A 20,568-nucleotide genomic window follows, 5' to 3' on the forward strand; every position below is an offset into this window, starting at 1 on the left:
GCCCCTATGGACCAGGACAGGGGCCGTCCGGGAAGGCCTGACCGATGGAGGTCACCATGGCACTATTCGTCACCAAGCGCCTGCTCATGGCGCTTGCCACCGTGCTGGTGGTTGCGGTGCTGGCATTCCTGCTGGTGCACGCAATGCCGGGCAGCCCGGGGGCCGTGTCCCTCGGCGCGGGCGCCTCCCAGCAGGCCATCGACGACGTCAACCAGCGGCTGGGCTGGAACGATCCGCTATTCACGCAGTTCTTCGGCTGGCTGGGTTCAGCGGTCCAGGGCGACCTGGGCATCTCGCTCATCGATGGCCGCTCCATCAGCGCAGACCTTGCCAGCCGCCTCCCCGTCACAGCCTCGCTTGCCGCCGGAGCCACCGTCCTCAGCGCGGTCCTGGGGATCGCCCTGGGCGTCACTGCAGCCGTCCGCGGCGGCCTGCTGGACCAGGTGATCGGCGGCTTCGTGGGCCTCCTCGTGGCCCTGCCGGCGTTCTGGGTGGGCGTGATCTTCGTGTACCTGTTCGCCGTCCAGTCCTCCGTCTTCCCGGCCACCGGCTACGTGCCGTTCGAGGTTTCGCCGCAGGACTGGGCGCTGTCCCTGGCGCTGCCGGTGATCACCCTTGCCGTGGGAGGTGCGGCGTTCATTGCCCGCCAGACCAGGGCCTCCATGCTGGAAGCGCTGCAGCAGGAGCACATCCGCACCCTGCGCGCCACGGCCACGCCCACCTGGAAAATCCTCTACGTCCACGCCCTGCGCTATGCCAGCCTGCCCATCGTGGCCGGCATCGCCCTGCAGTTCATCGGCCTGTTCGGCGGTTCCGTCATCGCGGAGCAGCTGTTCGCCATGCCCGGACTGGGCCAGGCCGTCCAGACCTCCGTCAGCACCCATGATGCCCCCGCCGTCCAGGGTGTGGTGGTGATCGCCACCGTGGTGGTGGTTGCCGTCAACCTGGTGCTGGAGCTGGCCACCAAGTTCCTCGACCCGAAGTTGCGTGCCTCATGATCCCAACAGTTGCCCCGGCCCCCGCGGACGCGGACCAGGCAGGACGTACGACGCCGGCAGGAACGCCTGCGCGCAACATCGGCAGAGCGGCCATCACCACATTGTCCAGGCACCGGCTGTTCAGCTCACCGGGAGCCGTGGCCGGGCTCGCATGGCTCGCGGTGCTGGTCCTCGCGTCACTGACCGCGCCGCTCTGGCTGCCCTTCAAGACCGAGGACCAGGATTTCACCGCAGTCCTCTCCGGCCCCACCGCCGCCCACTGGCTCGGGACGGACGAACTTGGCAGGGACATCCTCAGCCGCATCTTCGCTGCCGCAGCCGGCACCCTGGGGACGTCGATGCTCACGGTGATTGTCGGCGTCGGGCTTGGCACCATCCTTGCCATGGTTGCCGCGGGTGCCGGCGAACGGACGGAAGCCGTGATCAGCAGGGTCACGGAAATCATGATGTCGTTGCCGGGAACGGTGATCATCCTGGCCGTCATTGGCGCCGTGGGAACCAATATCCCGGTGGTCATGGCCATCCTGGGCATCCTGATGTCCGCCGGCATCTACCGTGTGATCCTGGGCCAGGCCAAGTCACTGCAGTCCCAGCTCTACGTGGATGCGGCCAAGGTGGACGGCGTCGGCCCGCTGCGGATCAGCCTCCGCCATGTCCTGCCCGGACTGGCCAACACCATCGTGGTCCAGGCCGCGCTCATTTTCGCCGTGGGCATGCTCATCCAGGCCGGGTTGGCGTTCATCGGCTTCGGCCCGCCCATTCCGCAGCCCAGCTGGGGCGGCATGATCCAGGGTGCCTCCCAGCACGTCTATGACGCGCCCTGGATGATGGTCCCCACCGGTGCCGTGCTCGCGCTGACCGTCCTATCCGCCAACGCCATCGGCAACGCCCTGGGCAAGGCACCCAACGCCGCTTCCCCGCACCTGCCCTCCGCGGCGGCCCGCCGGCAGCGCGCCAAAGCCGTCGCCGCCATCGCCGCAGCCGCCCCGGAAGCAAGGGACCGTGCCTCACAGGACGGCGCGCTCAGCGATACCGCTGCGAAGGGAACGCTTAGCGTCCGCAACCTGTCCGTCGGCGTCGACAGTGCTGGTGCAGGCAACGGCGTCCGCCTGGTCACGGACGTCTCCTTCGAGGTCCAGCCCGGTACCGTCCTGGGCCTGGTGGGGGAGTCCGGCTGCGGCAAGACCATGACCGCCCTGTCCCTGCTCGGCTTGCTTCCCTCGGGCGTCAGCGTCACCGGCGGTCAGATCCTCTGGAACGGCAGGAACCTGGCGGCCGTGGCGGACAAGGACATGGAAGCCGTCCGCGGCCGCGAGATCGCGCTGATCAGCCAGGAACCCATGCGCGCCCTGGACCCCATGTTCACCGTCGGCTACCAGCTCACCGCCACCATCCGCCGCCTCCGCGGCATGGGCAGGGCGGAGGCGCGTGAGGAAGCCCGCAGCCTGCTGGAGAAGGTGGGGATCGTTGATGCTGCACGGATCCTGAAGACCTATCCGCACCAGATCAGCGGCGGCATGGCCCAGCGCGTGGCCATTGCCCTGGCGCTCTCAGGCCAGCCCAGGCTGCTGGTGGCGGATGAACCCACCACCGCGCTGGATGTCACGGTCCAGGCCGAGATCCTGTCCCTGCTCCGGACCCTGGTGAGGGACACCGGCATGTCGGTGGTGATGGTGACCCACGACCTCGGCGTAGTGGCTGATATCTGCGACCAGGTGGCCGTGATGTACGCCGGGCAGGTAGTGGAGAACGGCAAAACCGACGCCGTCCTGGACAACCCCCGCCACCCCTACACCTTGGCCCTCCTGGCGGCCGACCCGCACGCCAACACGGCAGACGACATGCCGGAAAGGCTGGCCACTATTCAAGGCCAGGTGCCGCAGCCCAAGGACTGGCCCACCGGCTGCCGGTTTGCAGCCCGCTGCCAGTTTGCCGGCTCCGCTTGCCTGGAACCCGTCCCGCTGCTGCGCTCCGGCACCGGCGAAGGGCTGGTGCGGTGTGTCAAAGCCGACCAGCTGGCCGTCGAGGGCATGGACTGGCTGGCTACTGACGTGCCCGCCTCACGCACCCTGCAGGTCACGCCCAAGCAGAACCCGTCCACCCTGGCCGGCATCATCGAAAAGGACCTGGCATGAGCACCGCAGTCACCGAACGCCGCGGTTCCACGCCGCCCTCCGCCGCCACCCCCATGCTCGAGGTCAAGGACCTGGTGGTCCGCTACGGCCGGGGCCGGAAGGCAGCCGCGGCTCCTGCCGCCGTCGACCACGTCAGCTTCAGCATCGCGCCCGGGGAGACCGTGGGCCTGGTGGGGGAGTCCGGTTCCGGAAAGTCCACCATCGGCAAGGCCATTCTTGGCCTGCAAAAGGTCTCCGGCGGCACCATCAGTTACCAGGGCAAGGACATTACCTCCGCCGGTGCTGCCGAGCGCCGCGCCCTGGGCGGGGAACTGCGGGCCGTCTTCCAGGATCCCAACTCCTCGTTGAACCCGCGAAACACCATCGGCACCTCCCTGGCCGAGCCGCTGCGCCTCCGCGGGGTGTCCGCAGCGGAGGCCCGCGCCAAGGCCGGGGACATGCTGGAACGCGTCGGCCTGCCCCGCGAGGCCGTGGACCGGTACCCCAGCCAGTTCTCCGGCGGCCAGCGCCAGCGGATCTCCGTTGCGCGTGCCCTCATCTGCGATCCACAGCTGGTGGTCTGCGACGAAGCCGTCAGCGCCCTGGATCTTTCCACCCAGGCCCAGGTGCTCAACCTGCTTGCGGACCTGCGCGACGAGCGGGGCCTGAGCTACCTGTTCATTGCCCACGACATCGCAGTGGTGCAGTTCCTTGCCCAGCGCGTGGTGGTGCTCTACCGCGGCCAGGTGATGGAAAGTGGACCGGCGGCGGCCGTCACGGAGAGCCCGAAACACCCCTTCACGCAGGCCCTCGTGGCCGCCTCCCCGGTGCCGCGCCCGGCGGAGCAGGCGGAACGCCGTGAGGCGCGCGAATCACTCGGGGTCCGCACCGGGGCAGCCGCCGTACCCGGACCCGGCGGCTGCCCCTTCCGGCTCCGCTGCCCCCTGGCCACCGAACTGTGCGCCACCGAACGGCCTGCCCTCCGCCGCGTGGGGACGGCCGACGTCGCCTGCCACTACGCCTGACGGCACCCGGCCTGTTTCGCGGACCGAACCACCCTTGACCATGCTTCCAACAGAACGGAACACTCCCTCCATGACTTCAGCTCCCTGGCACGCCGCCATGATCACCCCCGAAAACGACTTCGACGGTGCCCCGCTGCTCCGGAAGGAGTTCACCCTTGAAGAGGGCCACGGCGCCGTGGCGAAGGCGACCCTGCGGGCCACGGCCCTCGGCGTCTACGAGGCGTCCATCAACGGCGCGCCGGTGGGAGACGACGTCCTGAGCCCGGGCTGGAGCTCCTATGAGTGGCGCCTCCGCTACCGCAGCTACGACGTCACCTCGCTGGTGGGGCCCTCCACCGTGATCGGGGTGGAACTGGGCAACGGCTGGTACCGCGGCAGGCTCGCGTGGCATGGCATGTCCAACCTGTACGGCAGCAAGCTGGGGTTTTTTGGCCAGCTGGACATCGAGTTCGAGGACGGGCACGTCCAGTCCATCGCGTCAGATTCCTCCTGGCAGGCCAGCCCCTCCGCCACCACCTTCAACGACCTCTACGACGGGCAAACCATCGACGCCCGCCGCCGTCAAAAGGGCTGGGCGGAGCCCGGCTTCCCACCGGACGCCCGCTGGACGGGCGTACGGGAGTTGGCGTTCGACGGCGGCCGGCTGGCTGAGCCGGTGGGCCCGCCCGTGGTGCGTGCCGGCGTCGTGCATCCCGTGAAAATCTCTACCTCACCCGCCGGCAGGACGCTGGTGGACTTTGGCCAGAACCTGGTGGGATGGCTGCGGTTCACCGTGCAGGGCGAAGCCGGCACCACCATCACAGTTCGGCACGCCGAGGTCCTGGAAAACGGCGAACTGGGCGTCCGGCCCCTGCGCTCCGCGAAGGCCACGGACACCTTCATCCTTTCCGGGGGCGAGGACTTCTTCGAGCCCACCAAGACCTTCCACGGTTTCCGCTACGCCGAAATCACCGGCTGGCCCGGGGAGCTCACGGAGGAGGACCTGGAAGCCGTGGTGGTCCATTCCGACCTGGAGCGCACCGGCACGTTCGAATGCTCCAATGACCTGGTGAACCAACTGCACCGCAACATCGTCTGGGGGCTGCGGGGCAATTTCCTGGACCTGCCCACCGACTGCCCGCAGCGCGACGAACGGCTGGGCTGGACCGGCGACATCGCCGTGTTCGCCCCCACCGCCGCCTACCTGTACGACGTCAAGGGTTTCCTGCAGGACTGGCTGCTGGATCTCGCCGCTGAGCAGAAGGCACAGGACGGCCTGGTCCCGATCACCGTGCCCGATGCCCTGAAGTACTGCCCGCAGCCGGCCGAATTCCCCACGCCTGAGTCCTCCGCGCTGTGGAGCGAGGCATCGGTCTGGGTGCCGTGGGCGCTGTGGGAGGCCTACGGGGACCTCAGCGTCCTGGAGAACCAGTACGAATCGATGGCCGCCCATACCCGCCGGGTGGAAGGCCTGCTCTCAACCAGCGGGCTGTGGGATTCCGGCTTCCAGTTCGGCGACTGGCTGGACCCGGACGCCGACCCGGACAAACCCTGGGACGCGAAGGCGGACACCGCCGTCGTGGCCACCGCGTGCATGTACCGCACGGCGCGGCTCACCGCGCGGGCTGCCGGTTTGCTGGGGAAGCACGACCACGAGGCACAGTTTGACGCGCTCGCCGCCCGTGTGCGTGCAGCCTTCGCCGAACACTACGTGGCGGCCGACGGCACCATCCACAGTGACTGCACCACCGTCTACGCGCTGGCCATCGCCTTCGACGTCCTGCTGACGCCGGAGCTGCGGGAGTTTGCCGGCAACCGCCTCGCCGAGCTGGTCCGGGACAACGGCTACCGCGTGTCCACCGGTTTTGCCGGGACGCCGTTCATCACCCACGCGCTGACGGACACGGGCCACGTGGACGACGCATACCGGCTGCTGCTGGAGGAGGGCTGCCCGTCCTGGCTGTACCCGGTGACTATGGGTGCCACCACGGTCTGGGAACGCTGGGACTCCATGCTCCCGGATGGCACCATCAACCCCGGTGAGATGACCAGCTTCAACCACTACGCCCTGGGTGCGGTGGCGGACTGGATGCATAAGGCTATCGGCGGCATCCGGCCGCTGGAACCCGGGTACGCCCGTGTGCTCATCCAGCCGCAGCCGGGCGAGGGGATCGACTGGGCCAGGACGGCGCTGAAGACCCCGCATGGTGAGGTCCGCGTCGGATGGAAGCACGACGGTGGGGTGTTCCGGCTCGAGGCGGCCGTCCCTGACGGGGTGGCGGCCGACGTCGTCCTCCCGGACGGTGCCCGGCACGCCGTCGGTGGCGGGACGCACCGCTTCGAAGCTGCGCTTGCCGTGCTGGTGAAGTAGCCGGGATCTATCCGGGGCCGGACATCTCGGAGACCGGCCCCGTTCCTCTCTTCAGCGATGTAGGCTCGCGGGATGGGGAGCATGGGTGGAATTGACTGGGAGGCTGCGCGCGCCATCAACAGGGACAACTGGGAAGACCGGGTGCCCCTGCACGAGGAAGCTTACGGGCGCGGCGCGTTGGATGACCCCGGGTATCTAACGCCGGTGGTGCGGACGGATCTTGCCGCGCTCGCGCCCTACCTGCTAGACGGGACGGTTGCCGGCCTGGACGTCTGCCACCTGCAGTGCCACATCGGGACGGACACGGTGTCGCTGGCCCGTGCGGGGGCCCGGGTCGCCGGCCTGGACTTCTCGCCGTCCGCCCTCGCGTCCGCTGCCGGCCTGGCGGAAAAACTGGGCCTGAAGGTGGCGTGGGTGGAGGCGGATGTACTGCAGGCGCGGTGGGCCGTTTCCGGTGACTTCGACGTCGTCTATACGAGCATCGGAACCATCACCTGGCTTCCGGACCTGGCGCAGTGGGCGTCCCAGGTGGCAGCGCTCCTCAAACCCGGCGGCACCTTCTACATCCGCGACGGCCATCCCGCCCTCTACGCGGTGGATGAGGATGCCGAGGGGCTGCAGCTCCGCTACCCCTACTTCAACCGCGGCGAGGCCCAGGTGTGGGACGAGGAGTCCACCTACGTGGGCGACGGGAAGGTGGCCCATTCCCGCACCTACCAGTGGGCGCATCCGCTGTCCGACATCATCAACTCCCTCATCGGCGCCGGGCTGCAGATCCTCCGCCTGGACGAGGGCACCACGCTGCCGTGGAAGTTCTCGCCCCGCATGGTGGACGTGCCGGACGGCTACGCGTGGCCCGAAGCTGAGCGGGACCTCGTCCCCTGCACCTACACGGTGGTTGCTCGCAAACCACAGGTGTGAATGCGCGGCAGCCGCTGATCTGCAACGATGTGCCACAGGACCAATCCCAGGAGGACTCATGCCGTACACCGTCGATTTCAAGAACGTGTCCACGGTCGGTTTGGAATCATCGCCGGTGGCCGACGCACTGGCCGGGCTGCGCGCTAACGAGGCGCGCTACTACAAGAACAAGTACGACCACGACTTCACCGTCACGCCCGCCGAAGACGATCCGGAGACGCTCGCGTACATCCACAACATCCTTGCCACGGAGCGGAACCTGGTGATCGCCTCCAAGCCCCTTGAAGTGTCCTCCTTCGAGGTGGACGGGCTGCGGATGGCCTACGTGTTCTACGAGTCCGGGCTGTCCATCAACGTCATGTACGGCATCGACGAGGGCGCGAAGCGGGCCGTGGGTTTCAAGCTGTCCGACGGCATGGAAATCCCCGAGGAACTGGCGTCCAGCTTCAAGTTCGCACGGCAGAAGTCCAAGTTGGCCGGCACCATCCGCGGCTCCTACTTCGTGATCAAGGGCGAATACTGAGAACGCCTTCCAACGAATGAAATAGCGCCGCAGGTGTTTGCTGCGGCGCGGGACGATGACTGGATGCACTCAAACCCCATCCTCTCCGGCTTCAACCCGGACCCGAGCATCGTCAGCACGCCTGACGGCTACTACATCGCCACCTCGTCCTTCGAATACCTGCCGGGGCTGCCGATCTATCACAGCGAGGACCTTGAAGGCTGGGAGCTGGTTGGTCACGTGGCCACGCGCGACGAGCAGGTTGGGCTGGCCCACGTACCCACGCCCGGAGGCGTCTGGGCGCCAACCCTCCGGTACCGGGACGGGGTGTTCTACCTGATCGTTTCGGTGTTCCTTGGCGGGAGGGGTTGCGTCGTTTTCACGGCCACCGACCCCGGTGGGCCCTGGAGCGACGGCACAGTCATCGAAGCTGTGGACGGCATAGACCCGGACCTTGCCTGGGACGGGGACGGTACCGCATACGTGACCTTTGCCCGCCACCCCGACGCGATCCAGCAGGTCCGCGTGAACCTCGCCACCGGGGAGGCCCTGGAAGAACCGCGGCCGCTCTGGTCCGGCAGCGGCCTGTACGCGCCCGAGGGCCCGCACCTCTACCGGCGCGGAGACTGGTGGTACCTGATGGCCGCGGAGGGCGGGACGGACAGGGGCCACGCTGTGACGGTGGCCCGTTCGCGGCGTCCTGATGGACCATTCGAATCCGCGCCCCACAACCCCATCCTTACCGCCGCGGGAACTGGCTGGTCCGTGCAGAACACGGGTCACGCAGACCTCGTGGAGCTTCCCGACGGCGGGACCGCTATGGTCCTGCTGGGCGTACGTCCCGTGGGACTCACCCAAGCGTTCTCGCCCCTTGGACGGGAGACATTCCTGACCGCGGTGGACTGGATGGACGAGTGGCCGCATGCCCGAATGCCGCACGCGACAGGCAGCCGCCCAGAGGAGGTGGAATACCACTTCGACAGAGGCGCCGGCTTGGAGGACCCTCGGTGGATCGGTGTGCGGAGGACGCCGGCGGAGTTCTCGGCACCTACCTCAAAGGGTCTGGTGATCAGGGGCGAGGGGAAGACGCTGGATTCGCCCCGTCCCTGCTTCCTCGCGCAACGCCAGCGCCACCTCGGGATTGAATTCCGTGCTGTGCTCGACGTCAGTTCCGGGGCAGGCGGTATCGGGGTCCGGAACGCAGAGGATAACTGGTTTGGCCTCGAAGCCAGCCAGGACCACGGCGGCGCCAGGATCACGGCGCGTGCCGTCGTCGCCGGCTTCGACCGCACGTGGGAAACAACTGTTCAGTCCGGCGACGTGGAGCTGGCAATCCTGGCCACCCCGCCGCCCCGGGACTTCAGCGCCGGAGCCGTGGGCGGCGACAGGATCCGCCTGCTGGTCCGTGCAGCCGGGCCGGGCGGCGGCGACGGTGAGCTTCTCACCGAGCTCGACGGAAGGCACTGGGCCTTTGAAACCGCTAAGGCATTTACCGGCAGGGCGTTTGGCGTCTTCGCTTGTGAAGGAGAAGTCCTGGTCCGCCGCCTGTCCTACCGCGGCAAAGACTGAGCTTCGAAACTGGTACTGTGAGCCCACTATCCGTCCGCCATGCCCGCTGGCTGCCGATGCATGGGGTGGGTGCTGGTCCGGGCGCGCCGGCAAAAGGAGGAAGGTGTCGTTCTTCCAGCTTTCGCTGATCGCCGCCGTCGCGCTCCTCGGACCCGTGCTGGCGTTCCCCCGGCAATGGCACCTTCCCATGGTGCTTGGGCAGCTCCTCGCCGGCATCGCCATCGGGCGCACGGGCCTGGGCCTGGTGGACTCCTCGGATCCCACCTTCACGTTCGTGGCCGACGTCGGGTTCGCCCTCATCATGTTCGTCGCCGGAACGCATGTGCCGGTGCGGGACCAGGCCATCCGCCCCGCCCTGGGCGGCGGCGCCCTGCGTGCCGCAATTGCCGCGGCGCTGGCGGCCGGCGTCGGAACCGCCATTGCGTTCGCCTTCGGCACCGGACATGCCCCGCTTTACATCGTCCTGCTCGCATCGTCTTCGGCGGCCCTTGTCCTTCCGATCGTCGATTCCCTGCGGCTGACGGGACCAAAGGTCCTCACGACGACGGCGCAGGTGGCCGTGGCGGACATCGCCTGCATCGTGGCGCTTCCGCTCGCCGTTGACCCGCCCAACGCTTCCAGGGCAGCAATCGGGGCGGCAGCCGTCGCTGCGTGTTCCGTGGTGTTGTTCTTCGTGCTTCGCTGGCTGGAGGTCAGCGGCACCCGGGGGCGGCTGCATGATGTGTCCGAGGAACGGAAGTTCGCCCTGGAACTGCGGATCCAGCTTGCCTTGCTCTTCGCGCTCTCCGGGCTTGCCGTGGCAGGTCACGTGTCCGTCATGCTGGCCGGATTCTCCTTCGGACTGGTGGTGGCGGCCGTGGGCGAACCCCGCCGGCTTGCGCATCAGCTCTTCGCTGTCAGCGACGGCTTTCTGGGGCCCGTGTTCTTTGTTTGGCTTGGCTCATCACTGGACCTGCGTGCGCTCGCCGGCACTCCAGGCATGGTGCTCCTGGGAATCTGCCTTGGCGTGGGGACCCTTCTGGTCCACGGAAGCCTGCGCCTGCTCGGCCAGCCGCTGCCGCTCGCGGTGCTTTCGGCATCCCAGCTGGGCGTGCCGGTTGCCGCTGCCACCATCGGCTCCCAACTGGACCTGCTGGAGCCCGGGGAAGCCTCCGCCTTGATCCTGGGCGCCCTCATCACCATCGGGGCAAGCGCCGCGGCAGGTTCACGGGCTGCCCGCACGTTTGCCCGGAACGCCCCGGCGCCGGCGGGATAAGCAGTTCCGGGGCGTGAATGCGGCGGCCAGGTTGGCTATCCCCGCGAGTGCGTCCGGACCCCGGCGCTGGCCTCCGCCTGGTACCCCAGGTTCCTGGACACCGCCCGCGCGGCAGCACGCACGGCGGGGGCCAGCACGTTCGGGGGAGTGGACCCGTCCGGGACAACGATGGACAGCGATGCCACCACGGCGCCCTGTGCATCGAAAATCGGAGAGGCCACGGACACTGTCCTGGACGGGACGGTGCGGCGGATCATCGCGATGCCCGTGCGCCGCACGTCGGACAGGGTTCGCCGCAGCTGCCCCTCCGGCATCTCGGGCACGCCGGGTTCATTCTCCGGCGGCCGCTTCAGGATGGTCTCCTGGAACTGCTGGTCCGCCCCGGCCAGCAGCACCAGCCCGATGGCCGTGGACCGCAGCGGCGCCCGGCCGCCAACCCGGTATGCCACCTCGGTGGCGTCCTTTCCGGACAGCCGTTCGATCAGCACGGCCTGCTCGTTGTCCCGCACCGCCAGCAGCACGTGGTGCCGGGTGACCTCGAACAGGTCCTCCAGGTAGGGGAGCGCTATTTCCCGCACCCCGTGCCCGCGCGGCGACAGGGACGCCACCTCCCACAGCCGGACCCCCACGACGTACCGGCCGTCGTCGAGCCTTTCCAAGGCGCCCCAGGCCACCAGCCGGGCAATCAGCCGCAGCGCCGTGGGCGCGGGCATGTCCGCATACCGCGCCAGCTCGGACAGGGTCAGCGCACGGCGCCGGTCGGAGAAGACGGCGAGCAGGCTCAGCGCCCGGTCGATGACCGGTTCGCCCTGTTTGGGCCGCTTTCCGCGGGCGGGCGGGGTGTCCGTTTCCGGAGTGGCAGTCATGGCAGTGGTTCCTAGCGCCGTCGGCAGTTGCGGGCTCGCAGTGAGCTGAACCACAATACTATTCCAACCATTGAAAGCTCCCTGTGGAGGGCAAGTCATGGGACGCGAAGCTGGAACTCCCAGCAACCGCACCCCAGGAGTCCTGCCGTATGACCGCCCCCACCCGGCTGCGCGCCGAGCACCTGTCCGAGGCGATGGGCCTGACCATCCGGGAGCCCAGGCTCAGCTGGACGCCGCCCGCGGAAACCACCGGCCAGACGGCTTACCGCATCACGGCCAGCAACGGCTGGGACACGGGCCGGCAGGAATCGGCTGCCTGCGGCGGCATCCCGTACAGCGGGCCCGCGCTGGATTCCCGCAGCCGGTTCGAGTGGCGCGTCCGCACCTGGAACGCTGATGCCCACGGCGCTGAAACAGCCAGTGACTGGTCCCAACCCATGCCCGTGGAGCTGGGACTCCTGCACGCCGGGGACTGGATGGCGCAGTGGATTGGCCCTGAGGAACCGGAAGTGCCGGCGCCGGGGGAGCGGCCCGGCTATGCCCTCACCAGGGCCTTTACGCTGCCGGCAGCCCCGGACAGGGCGCGCGCGTACGCCACCGCCCACGGTATCTACGAACTCTTCATCAACGGCCGACGCGTGGGCCACCAGCAACTCACCCCCGGCTCCACCAGCTACAACACCACACTCCAGGTCCAGGCCTACGACGTCACCGCCCTGCTCCGCGAAGGCAGCAACACCATCCGCGCTGTGCTCACCGACGGCTGGTACCGCGGCACGTTCGGCTACACGCGCGACGCCGACATGTACGGCACGCACACCGCTTTCCTTGCGCAGCTCGAGCTGGAGTCCAGGGCGGGCCGGCACGTCATCGGCACCGACGCGTCGTGGCTGGTGTCTGCCACGGAGATCGTGAGTGCCGACCTCATGGGCGGCCAGCGCGCCGACTTCCGGACGGCCGACGGCGGGAACCCGCCCCATGCGGGCAGCGGCGCCACTAACGCCAGCGCACCAAAGCCCCGGGCCGCCGTCGTGCGCTCCGGCAGCTTCGACGCACTGGCCGGACCCCTGGCCCCGCCCACCCGCGTGACACAGGAGCTGGCTCCGGTGTCCATCACCCGCCTTTCAAATGGCCACCAGGCGGTGGACTTCGGCCAGAACATCCACGGCTGGGTGCGGCTCACCAGGCTCGGAGAACCGGGCCAAACCGTCACCCTGGAATACGGCGAAGCGCTGGGCAAGGACGGCGACGTCAGCCGCGACCACCTGCGCCCGCACGACTTCCGCGCACCGGGAGCCTTCCGTGACGCCGGGCAGGTGGATACCGTCACCGCCTCCGGTGCCGCGGGCGAAGTCTTTGAACCCCGGCACACCACCCACGGCTTCCAGTTCGTCTCCGTCCAGGGCCTGGCCGCGGACTTGCAGCCGGCGGACATCACCGGCTGCCTGGTCCGGACCGACCTGGAACGCATCGGTACCTTTCACTGCAGCGACGAACGGCTCAACAAGCTCCACGACATCGTTGAATGGAGCTTCCTGGGCAACTCCTGCGAGGTCCCCACCGACTGCCCGCAGCGCGAAAAAGCCGGCTGGACCGGGGACTGGCAACTGTTCGTCCCCACGGCCGCGTACCTCTACGACGTCACCGGCTTTTCCCGGAAGTGGCTGCGTGACGTCCGCGCCGACCAGTGGGGGAACGGGGTCATCGCCAACATCTCGCCGTCACCCGGGCCAGCTGTCACCTCGGCTGAGTTCATGGGCTTCACCAACGGGTCCGCCGGCTGGGGCGACGCGGTGGTCATGGTGCCGTGGGAGGTCTACTTGGCCACCGGGGACGCCTCAATCCTGGCCGAGAACTGGGCGGCCATGCAGCGCTGGCTGGGTTTCGTCCGCACCACCGCCGAAACGCAGCGCCACGCCACCCGCGCGGCGGCCTCGCCTGTCCCTGCCGTCCACGAGCAGTTCCTGTGGGACACCGGCTTCCACTTTGGCGAATGGATGGAACCGGACGGCCCCGAGCCGGACCTGTTCGCCGCCCGCACCGCGGACAACGGCATCGTGGCCACCGCCTACTACCGGCACACCACCGACCTGATGGTCCGCATCGCCGATGTCCTGGGGCTTGCGGAAGAAGCAGCTGACCTTGCAGAACTTTCGGCAAATATCCGCAGCGCCTGGGAAACGGAATACTTGGACGCGTCCGGCCGGGTCACCGAAGCCAGCCAGGCCACCTGCGTCCGCGCCCTGGCCTTCGACCTCGTCAGCCCCGGGCACCGGGCCACCGTCACCCGGCAACTGGCGGACCTGATCCGCGGCGCCGGCACGCACCTCGGGACCGGGTTCCTGGCCACGCCCTACCTGCTCCCGGTACTGGCCGACAACGGAGAACTGGACCTCGCCTACGAGCTCCTGATGCAGGACTCCGAACCGTCATGGCTCACCATGGTGGACCGCGGCGCCACCACCGTGTGGGAGCTGTGGAACGGCATCGACGCCAACGGCACCGCGCACCAGTCGCTCAACCACTACAGCAAGGGCACCGTGGTTTCCTTCCTGCACCGCTACACGGCGGGGCTGCGGCAGGCTCCCGGCAGCGCGGGCTGGGAGCGCATCATCATCGAGCCGCGCCCCGGCGCCGGCCTGACGTCCGCGTCCACAACGCACCACGGGCCGGCGGCCCCATCGGGGTGCAATGGGGAACGGACGACGGCGTGCTGAAGCTCAGTGCCGCGATCCCCTCCGCCACCACCGCGGAGGTGCGGCTGCCCGGGGAACCGTCCGCCGTCGTCGGGCCCGGACACCATACTTTCCTTGCCGCAACCGGCGGGGACACCGCACAACCTGAACTGATGAGGAGCACACTATGACAGTGGACAACGCTACCGACGTAATGGACCCGTCCCGGCCGGACAATTCCCAGCCCGGAGGCAGAGAGGTTCCGACGTTCCCCGTCTTCGATGCGCCGGGGACCCCCGAGCACGTCTCGGACGTCTCATCGGTCCACCGTGAGGTCACGTACGCCAGGGCCATCGGATTCCGGCCGCTGAAAATGGACATCTGGCTGCCCCGCAACGCAGCCGGCCCCACGCCGCTGGTCCTCTGGGTGCACGGCGGAGCGTTCCAGCTAGGCGACCGCCGGGAACTGCCGCCCACCTTCGCGCCCGGCTCCGTGTTCCGGCTGCTCAACCAGGCCGGCATTGGCTGCGCCACCGCAGACTACCGGCACTCCCTGGAGGCGCCGTTCCCCGCGCAGCTCCACGACCTCAAGGCCGCGGTGCGCTACCTCCGCGAGTTCGCCGCGGCCCTTAACATCGACCCCGACCGATTTGGCGCATGGGGCGAATCCGCCGGCGGCCACCTGGCGGCGCTCCTGGGACTCACCGGCAACCGCAGCGACCTTGAGGGCGGGCTCGGCGCGCAAGGGCACCCCAGCGGCGTCAGCGCCGTCGTCGATTTCTACGGCGTTTCCTCTCTTGTGGACATTCCACCCATCAGCACCCCCGACGGGCTCTTCCCCCCGGCCCTGACTGCCGCTGTCCCGCCGGGGAGGTCACTGCAGCCGGAGAACATGCTGGTGGGCGGCTCGGACGACCCCGGACTGCTGGCGGCGGCCAGCCCCGTCAGTTATGTGACCGCTGACGCCGCGCCGTTCCTCCTGGTCCACGGCGATTCGGATGGCCTGGTTCCGCACTCGCAGACCGACCTGCTGGCCGCCGCGCTCGCCGATGCGGGGGTGGAAAATGAGGTAGTGACCATCACGGGCGGCGACCACTGCTTCTTTGGTGCCGAGGACCAGCTGGACACCATCCTTGCCACCGCCGTCGACTACTTCTCGAGGAAGCTGGGCACACCATGACACCCCGGGCAGAATCAGCCGCGGCTTCCCCGGAGGTCTCCAGGACCGAACGGCAGGGAGAACCTGCCGGTTTCGCCGAGTACCTTGCCAGCCCGGAGGGGCCGCAGTTCCTGAACCCGGACGCTGTCCGGACGCCGGGCCCGGAAGTCCCCATCCGCACCGTGACCGCCGACGGACGGCACGGGCCGGTGGCCATCCGGATCTACGGTGCACCGGCCGGCACGGACAGCCCGGCGCTGGTGTGGCTGCACGGCGGCGGATTCGTCAGCGGCAGCGTGGACATTCCGGAGTCGGATTACCTGGCACGGGTGCTCGCGAACCAGGGCACGCCGGTGCTGTCGGTGGACTACAGGCTGGCACGGGACGGCGTGTCCTTCCCCATCCCGCACGACGACGCGCTGGCTGCCTGGTTCTGGGCCCGTGGGAATGCACAATCCCTGGGGTTGGATCCGGACCTGTTGTGCCTGGGCGGTGCCGGCGCCGGCGGCAACCTGGCCGTGGGCGCCGCGCTGTACCTCATCGATGCGGGCAAACCGCTGCCGGCCAAACTCCTGCTGGCCTACCCCTTCCTGCACGCCGAACTCCCGCCGCCGGCCGGCGGACTGGACCAAGATGTCATGGAAGGACTTCCGCGCCACCTGCGTTTCACCCTGGAGGACTGCATCCGCACGGCGGAAAACTACGTGGGCGGACCCGTGAGCATGGCATCCTCCTATGCGATGCCCGGCTACGCCGACCCTGCCGGACTTCCGCCTACGGCTTTGCTTGCATGCGAGTACGATGACGCCCGCGGCTCAACCGAGCTTTTTGCCTCCGCTTTGGAGCGGGCAGGGGTTCCGGTGTCCTACTTCCTCGCCCAGGGCGCGGTCCATGGCCACCTCAACCACACGGCGGGACTGCCGGAAGGGCAAGCAGCCCTGGATTTCCTGGCGCGGGAACTCGCGGGGGCCCAGCGGGCGTAACACTCGAAGTGCCCACCGGCGCTGGCGGCCCCTGTCCTACCCGGGATCAGGGCTGCCCTCGACCACCGAAGGGTGGCTGCTGGACCAGATGTCGCCCATTTCCTCCGTGGACTGCTCCACGATCCTGCTCATGGCCGCGTGGGCGGCACCTGCGTCGCGGTGCTGGATGGCGCTGGCCACGTCCACATGCAGCTGCAGTGCCTCGTGGTCCGGGAGATGGGGCATCAGGCCATGCTGGGTGCGGCCAGCCAGGACTTCCGCCACCAAATTGTGCAGCTGCGAAAACATCAGGTTGCCGGAGGCGTTGAGGACTGCGGCGTGAAACTCAATGTCCAGGCGCAGGAAATCGCCCTGGTCCCCGCGCTGCCCCGCGGCCCATAGGCGCGCCGCCATGGAGACCATGTCGCTGGCCTCATCCAGGGACGCCCGTTCGGCGGCGAGGCGGGCAGCCTGCGGCTCGATGGCGCCGCGCAGTTCATTCAAGGAGCGCAGCTGCTCCAGCCGTTTGGCCGAAGCCAGCCGCCAGCGGATCACCTGGGGGTCATAAAGGTTCCAGCTGGCCTCGGGCTGCACCACCGTGCCGAGGCGCCGGCGGGACTCGAGCATCCCCATGGAGGACAAGACACGGGTGGCTTCCCGGATCACCGATCGGGAGACTTTGTGCTGCGCCTCCAGCTCGTCCAGCCGCAGGATCGAATTCGGCGCCAGCGTTCCCTCGGCAATGGCGAGCCCCAGGTTCTCGACCAGCGATGAATGCAGGTCAGGGGACAACGCCGCCTTTGGGATGGTCATGAATAAATCATATGGCGCCATGGCAAGGTCTTGTATATGTCTGCCTTATTTGTCTATGCTCGCTGAACAGAGCAGACGTAACGAGGCGTTTGTCACCGGCCCGCGGAGCTGCGGGCCCTAAAGGCAAAGGGAGTCGTAATGAAGCGGCGTTCAATTGTGAAGTACGCGGCTGTGGCCGCGGTCATGTCGCTGGGGCTGACCGCCTGCAGCGGCGGCGGAGGCGGCAGCGACCAGGCAAAGCAGTCCGGGACCGTCCGCGTCACCCTGGCCAACCACGTCTGGACCGAGGGCATCAAGGCCGCCATTCCCGAGTTCGAGAAGTCCAGCGGCCTCAAAGTGGAACTCACCCAGCTCGGTGAGGACCAGCTCTCGGACCAGTACAACGTCAAGCTCAACGCAGGCAGCGATGAAATCGACGTGATGATGTACCGCCCGCTGCAGGAAGGCAAGGCATTCGCCAAGAACGGCTACCTGGCGGACCTGACCAAGAACGTCTCCTCGGACTCGGGCTGGGACTGGAAGGACTACCAGGAGGGCCCGGTCAAGGCCACCACGGTTGACGGCAAGGTGGTTGGTGTTCCAATCATCACCGAGCGCGAGGTCCTGTACTACCGCAAGGACCTGCTGCAGGCCGCAGGGCTCCAGGTCCCCAAGACCATGGAGGAGCTGGAAGCGGCTGCCAAGGCCATCAAGGCTTCCTCCCCTGACACTGCGGGCTTCGTGGCCCGCACCGGCAAGTCCACTGCTGTGACCCAGTTCTCCAGCTTCCTGTACAGCTTCGGCGGCGACTTCATGGACGCCAGCGGCAAGGCCTCCGTCAACACCGACGCGGCCAAGAAGGCCTACGCCTACTACGGCGGCCTGATCCGCAACTACGGTCCCGCCAACGTCAGCACCGACATGAGCTGGCCGGAGGCGATGGCCATCTTCACCCAGGGCGGCGCCGCCTTCTACACGGAGGCCGATTCGCTCTACAAGAACGCCACGGACCCCGCCAAGTCCAAGGTTGCGGACAAGGTGGGATTCGCAGCCCTGCCCGCCGGTCCCGCCGGCTCCAAGCCGTACAACATCCCCTCCTGGGCCCTGGGCGTGAACCAGAACTCCAGCAACCAGGACAACGCCTGGAAGTTCATCCAGTGGGCAACCAGCAAGGAACGCACCCTGGCAGCCCAGAAGGCCGGCGTCCCGGGCCCGCGTACCTCCGTCTGGGCCAACCCTGACGGAACCTCCACCTACCCGAAGGACTTGGCGGACGCGATCTCCGCCAGCGCCAAGAACGGCGTGGGCCACGACCGGCCCGAGGTTGTCACCGTGGGCAAGGCGCGGGAAATCGTCGGCGCCCCGATCGTCGCCGCCATCACCGGGGCGGACGCCGCCGCCGCGGCAAACGACGCCCAGACCGCTTTCCAGACGTTCCTGGACAGCGAAAAGAAGTAGGACGCCGGCGCGCCTGCCGCGCCACAACCTCCCGCCGGGATGGCTTCCCAAAGCCGTCCCGGCGCGGCCCACTTCACCCCCAAACTCCTTAGGTGAACCATGTCTGTATTGAACCCTCCCCGTAGCGCCCGCACCCGCCGGCCCGGTGGGCCCGTCGGCGCTGGGGGGCACTTCTCCGCCTGGGCCAACCGGCACCGCAAATGGCTCTTCGCCGCCCCGGCCATGATCTTCGTCGGCGTCCTGATCGTCTTCCCGCTGGCCTGGACCGTGTACCTCAGCCTCACCGACTCCCAGGGCTCCGTCCGGGCCGCCACGGATTTCATCGGGCTGCAGAACTACATCACGGTCCTCACCGACACCGAGCGTTTCTGGCCCGCCGTAGGCCGCACCCTGGCCTTCACCGGCGTCGCGCTGGCCTTCGAAGTGGTGCTGGGTATGTGCGTGGCCCTGCTTCTGTGGCGGCCCTTCCGCGGTGAAAAGTGGGTCCGCGTGGCCATCCTGCTGCCGCTGGTGGCCACCCCCGTGGCGGTCGGCATGATGTGGCGGCTGATCTTCGATCCCAACATCGGCTTCGCCAACCAGCTCCTGGGCATGGTGGGGATCCCGCCCCAGCCGTGGCTGTCCGGGCAGGACACCGCCCTGGGCACCACCATCTTCATGGACGTGTGGCAGTGGACCCCCATGGTGGTCCTGATCCTGCTGGCCGGACTGACCTCGCTCTCCGATGAACCGGACGAGGCCGCCCGTGTGGACGGCGCCAACGCCTTCCAGCGGTTCTTCTTCATCACCCTCCCGCTGATGATGCCCACCGTGATCGTCGCCATTCTGCTGCGGGGCATTGACGCCCTGAAGACCTTCGACATCCTCTACGCCACCAAGGGCAAGGGCGGCGGCTCGTTCCACGAAGTGGAGACCTTGAACGTCTACGCCTACGGGCTGAGCTTCGACTACAACCAGTACGGGCTCTCCTCCGCCGTTCTGATCCTGTTCTTCATGATCATCATTGGCATCATGTGGCTGCTCACCATGCGCAAGAAAGCGGTAAGCAAATGACCGTCATGACAGATTCCACCACTACCGGCAAGCGGACGCCGCGGCGCCGCAAACCGCTTGCCACCCGCGCCTACAAGGTCTTCCGGGTTGTTGCCCTCATCCTCGTGGTGCTGTTCCTGCTCGCGCCGCTGTTCTGGATGCTCCTGGCGTCCCTCAAGACCAACGTGGACATTTATGACACGGCCAAGGCGATCGTGTTCTCGCCCACCTTCGAGAACTACGCCAACGTGCTGCAGCGCAACAACTACTTCGTGTTCATCTTCAACAGCTTCTGGGTTGCCTTCGTCTCCACGGCACTGTCAATCGTCCTGGGCGTCCCGGCGGCCTATGCCATGAGCCGGTTCACCATGCACCGCTCCGCGCTGGTGGTCCTGATGGCCCGCGTCATCCCTGGCGTGTCGCTCCTGGTGCCCTGGTACTACGTCTTCTCCAACCTGCGGATGGTGGGGAAGTTCGAGGTGCTGATCCTCAGCCACATGTTTGTGGCCCTCCCGCTGATCGTGTACATCATGATGAGCTACTTCGACTCACTGCCCCTGGAGCTGGAGGAATCGGCCGAGGTGGACGGGCTCACGCCGATCGGTGCCTTCCGGCTGATCACGCTTCCGCTCGCGGTGTCCGGCATCGCAACGGCGGGCATCCTGTCCTTCATCTTCTCCTGGAACAACTTCATGTTCGCCCTGGTGCTCTCCGGCGCCAAGACCAAGACCCTGCCGGTGGCGATCTTCGACTTCGTCTCCTACGCCAGCATCGACTGGGGCGGCCTGATGGCCGCGGCAACCGTTGTCACCATCCCCATCATGATCATTGCGCTCTTCACGCAGAAGTACATCGTCTCCGGCCTGACCGCCGGCGCAACCAAGGGTTAG

17 protein-coding genes are annotated in these 20,568 nt (G+C 67.9%); 15 read left to right on the forward strand and 2 right to left on the reverse strand.

What is annotated here, in order from left to right; translation table 11 throughout:
• The first annotated feature begins 44 nt into the window (after positions 1 to 44).
• From ACTAQI_RS18260 to ACTAQI_RS18295, 8 genes are all read left to right on the forward strand, one after another.
• Positions 45 to 998 (forward strand): ABC transporter permease, encoded by a 954-nt coding sequence (locus ACTAQI_RS18260; protein WP_457947738.1) that lies wholly within the window; start codon positions 45 to 47, stop codon positions 996 to 998.
• Positions 995 to 3,133: a dipeptide/oligopeptide/nickel ABC transporter permease/ATP-binding protein gene (locus ACTAQI_RS18265; protein ID WP_457947739.1), complete on the forward strand. Its 2,139-nt coding sequence runs from the start codon at positions 995 to 997 to the stop codon at positions 3,131 to 3,133. The genes ACTAQI_RS18260 and ACTAQI_RS18265 overlap by 4 nt, the downstream gene beginning before the upstream one ends.
• Positions 3,130 to 4,137 carry an oligopeptide/dipeptide ABC transporter ATP-binding protein gene (locus ACTAQI_RS18270; protein WP_457947740.1) on the forward strand — a complete coding sequence of 336 codons (1,008 nt, stop codon included), beginning with the start codon at positions 3,130 to 3,132 and terminating at the stop codon, positions 4,135 to 4,137. The genes ACTAQI_RS18265 and ACTAQI_RS18270 overlap by 4 nt, the downstream gene beginning before the upstream one ends.
• Positions 4,138 to 4,207: 70 nt before the next feature.
• A complete protein-coding gene (locus ACTAQI_RS18275; protein WP_457947741.1) occupies positions 4,208 to 6,487 on the forward strand; it encodes a glycoside hydrolase family 78 protein in 2,280 nt (759 codons plus the stop codon).
• 72 nt (positions 6,488 to 6,559) lie between these two features.
• Positions 6,560 to 7,408, forward strand: coding sequence for a class I SAM-dependent methyltransferase (locus tag ACTAQI_RS18280; RefSeq protein ID WP_457947743.1), 849 nt, complete (start codon positions 6,560 to 6,562; stop codon positions 7,406 to 7,408).
• 58 nt (positions 7,409 to 7,466) lie between these two features.
• Positions 7,467 to 7,931, forward strand: a complete 465-nt coding sequence (locus ACTAQI_RS18285; protein ID WP_457947745.1) for a phage tail protein — start codon at positions 7,467 to 7,469, stop codon at positions 7,929 to 7,931.
• A gap of 63 nt (positions 7,932 to 7,994) precedes the next feature.
• Entirely contained in the window at positions 7,995 to 9,479 is a 1,485-nt protein-coding gene (locus ACTAQI_RS18290; protein ID WP_457947746.1) for a family 43 glycosylhydrolase, read from the forward strand.
• Between the two features lie 103 nt (positions 9,480 to 9,582).
• Entirely contained in the window at positions 9,583 to 10,734 is a 1,152-nt protein-coding gene (locus ACTAQI_RS18295; protein WP_457947748.1) for a cation:proton antiporter, read from the forward strand.
• Positions 10,735 to 10,769: 35 nt separating this feature from the next.
• On the opposite strand, the gene ACTAQI_RS18300 is transcribed toward ACTAQI_RS18295, so the two are convergent.
• Complete coding sequence (locus ACTAQI_RS18300) at positions 10,770 to 11,600, reverse strand: IclR family transcriptional regulator (RefSeq protein WP_457947749.1); 831 nt, start codon at positions 11,598 to 11,600, stop codon at positions 10,770 to 10,772.
• 149 nt (positions 11,601 to 11,749) lie between these two features.
• Between ACTAQI_RS18300 and ACTAQI_RS18305 the strand changes: the two genes are divergently transcribed.
• The 4 genes from ACTAQI_RS18305 to ACTAQI_RS18320 are packed head-to-tail and all read left to right on the forward strand — an operon-like array spanning position 11,750 to position 16,417.
• The gene (locus tag ACTAQI_RS18305) at positions 11,750 to 14,317 is read left to right on the forward strand and encodes a family 78 glycoside hydrolase catalytic domain (RefSeq protein ID WP_457947751.1); all 2,568 of its coding nucleotides are present in this window, start codon (positions 11,750 to 11,752) and stop codon (positions 14,315 to 14,317) included.
• The gene (locus ACTAQI_RS18310) at positions 14,311 to 14,466 is read left to right on the forward strand and encodes a hypothetical protein (RefSeq protein ID WP_457947753.1); all 156 of its coding nucleotides are present in this window, start codon (positions 14,311 to 14,313) and stop codon (positions 14,464 to 14,466) included. The genes ACTAQI_RS18305 and ACTAQI_RS18310 overlap by 7 nt, the downstream gene beginning before the upstream one ends.
• Positions 14,463 to 15,455 (forward strand): alpha/beta hydrolase fold domain-containing protein, encoded by a 993-nt coding sequence (locus ACTAQI_RS18315; RefSeq protein WP_457947755.1) that lies wholly within the window; start codon positions 14,463 to 14,465, stop codon positions 15,453 to 15,455. The genes ACTAQI_RS18310 and ACTAQI_RS18315 overlap by 4 nt, the downstream gene beginning before the upstream one ends.
• Positions 15,452 to 16,417 carry an alpha/beta hydrolase gene (locus ACTAQI_RS18320; RefSeq protein WP_457947756.1) on the forward strand — a complete coding sequence of 322 codons (966 nt, stop codon included), beginning with the start codon at positions 15,452 to 15,454 and terminating at the stop codon, positions 16,415 to 16,417. Before ACTAQI_RS18315 ends, ACTAQI_RS18320 begins: the two co-directional genes overlap by 4 nt.
• Before the next feature lie 36 nt (positions 16,418 to 16,453).
• Here ACTAQI_RS18320 and ACTAQI_RS18325 read toward each other — a convergent pair whose 3' ends face one another.
• The gene (locus ACTAQI_RS18325) at positions 16,454 to 17,209 is read right to left on the reverse strand and encodes a FadR/GntR family transcriptional regulator (protein ID WP_457947757.1); all 756 of its coding nucleotides are present in this window, start codon (positions 17,207 to 17,209) and stop codon (positions 16,454 to 16,456) included.
• A 138-nt stretch (positions 17,210 to 17,347) separates the two neighbouring features.
• Here ACTAQI_RS18325 and ACTAQI_RS18330 point away from each other — a divergent pair, with 138 nt between their 5' ends.
• The 3 genes from ACTAQI_RS18330 (at position 17,348) to ACTAQI_RS18340 (ending at position 20,568) form a co-directional block, all read left to right on the forward strand.
• Positions 17,348 to 18,646: an ABC transporter substrate-binding protein gene (locus ACTAQI_RS18330; RefSeq protein ID WP_457947759.1), complete on the forward strand. Its 1,299-nt coding sequence runs from the start codon at positions 17,348 to 17,350 to the stop codon at positions 18,644 to 18,646.
• 99 nt (positions 18,647 to 18,745) lie between these two features.
• A complete protein-coding gene (locus tag ACTAQI_RS18335; RefSeq protein ID WP_457947760.1) occupies positions 18,746 to 19,699 on the forward strand; it encodes a carbohydrate ABC transporter permease in 954 nt (317 codons plus the stop codon).
• The gene (locus ACTAQI_RS18340; RefSeq protein WP_457947762.1) at positions 19,696 to 20,568 is read left to right on the forward strand and encodes a carbohydrate ABC transporter permease; all 873 of its coding nucleotides are present in this window, start codon (positions 19,696 to 19,698) and stop codon (positions 20,566 to 20,568) included. The genes ACTAQI_RS18335 and ACTAQI_RS18340 overlap by 4 nt, the downstream gene beginning before the upstream one ends.

The organism is Pseudarthrobacter sp. alpha12b, from assembly GCF_054130495.1.

Excerpts from the sequence above, each read along its gene's own strand:
- ACTAQI_RS18260 (WP_457947738.1), top strand. The coding sequence starts at position 45 with ATGGAGGTCACCATGGCACTATTCGTCACCAAGCGCCTGCTCATGGCG.
- ACTAQI_RS18265 (WP_457947739.1), top strand. The coding sequence starts at position 995 with ATGATCCCAACAGTTGCCCCGGCCCCCGCGGACGCGGACCAGGCAGGA.
- ACTAQI_RS18270 (WP_457947740.1), top strand. The coding sequence starts at position 3,130 with ATGAGCACCGCAGTCACCGAACGCCGCGGTTCCACGCCGCCCTCCGCC.
- ACTAQI_RS18275 (WP_457947741.1), top strand. The coding sequence starts at position 4,208 with ATGACTTCAGCTCCCTGGCACGCCGCCATGATCACCCCCGAAAACGAC.
- ACTAQI_RS18280 (WP_457947743.1), top strand. The coding sequence starts at position 6,560 with ATGGGGAGCATGGGTGGAATTGACTGGGAGGCTGCGCGCGCCATCAAC.
- ACTAQI_RS18285 (WP_457947745.1), top strand. The coding sequence starts at position 7,467 with ATGCCGTACACCGTCGATTTCAAGAACGTGTCCACGGTCGGTTTGGAA.
- ACTAQI_RS18290 (WP_457947746.1), top strand. The coding sequence starts at position 7,995 with ATGCACTCAAACCCCATCCTCTCCGGCTTCAACCCGGACCCGAGCATC.
- ACTAQI_RS18300 (WP_457947749.1), bottom strand. The coding sequence starts at position 11,600 with ATGACTGCCACTCCGGAAACGGACACCCCGCCCGCCCGCGGAAAGCGG.
- ACTAQI_RS18305 (WP_457947751.1), top strand. The coding sequence starts at position 11,750 with ATGACCGCCCCCACCCGGCTGCGCGCCGAGCACCTGTCCGAGGCGATG.
- ACTAQI_RS18315 (WP_457947755.1), top strand. The coding sequence starts at position 14,463 with ATGACAGTGGACAACGCTACCGACGTAATGGACCCGTCCCGGCCGGAC.
- ACTAQI_RS18320 (WP_457947756.1), top strand. The coding sequence starts at position 15,452 with ATGACACCCCGGGCAGAATCAGCCGCGGCTTCCCCGGAGGTCTCCAGG.
- ACTAQI_RS18325 (WP_457947757.1), bottom strand. The coding sequence starts at position 17,209 with ATGACCATCCCAAAGGCGGCGTTGTCCCCTGACCTGCATTCATCGCTG.
- ACTAQI_RS18330 (WP_457947759.1), top strand. The coding sequence starts at position 17,348 with ATGAAGCGGCGTTCAATTGTGAAGTACGCGGCTGTGGCCGCGGTCATG.
- ACTAQI_RS18335 (WP_457947760.1), top strand. The coding sequence starts at position 18,746 with ATGTCTGTATTGAACCCTCCCCGTAGCGCCCGCACCCGCCGGCCCGGT.
- ACTAQI_RS18340 (WP_457947762.1), top strand. The coding sequence starts at position 19,696 with ATGACCGTCATGACAGATTCCACCACTACCGGCAAGCGGACGCCGCGG.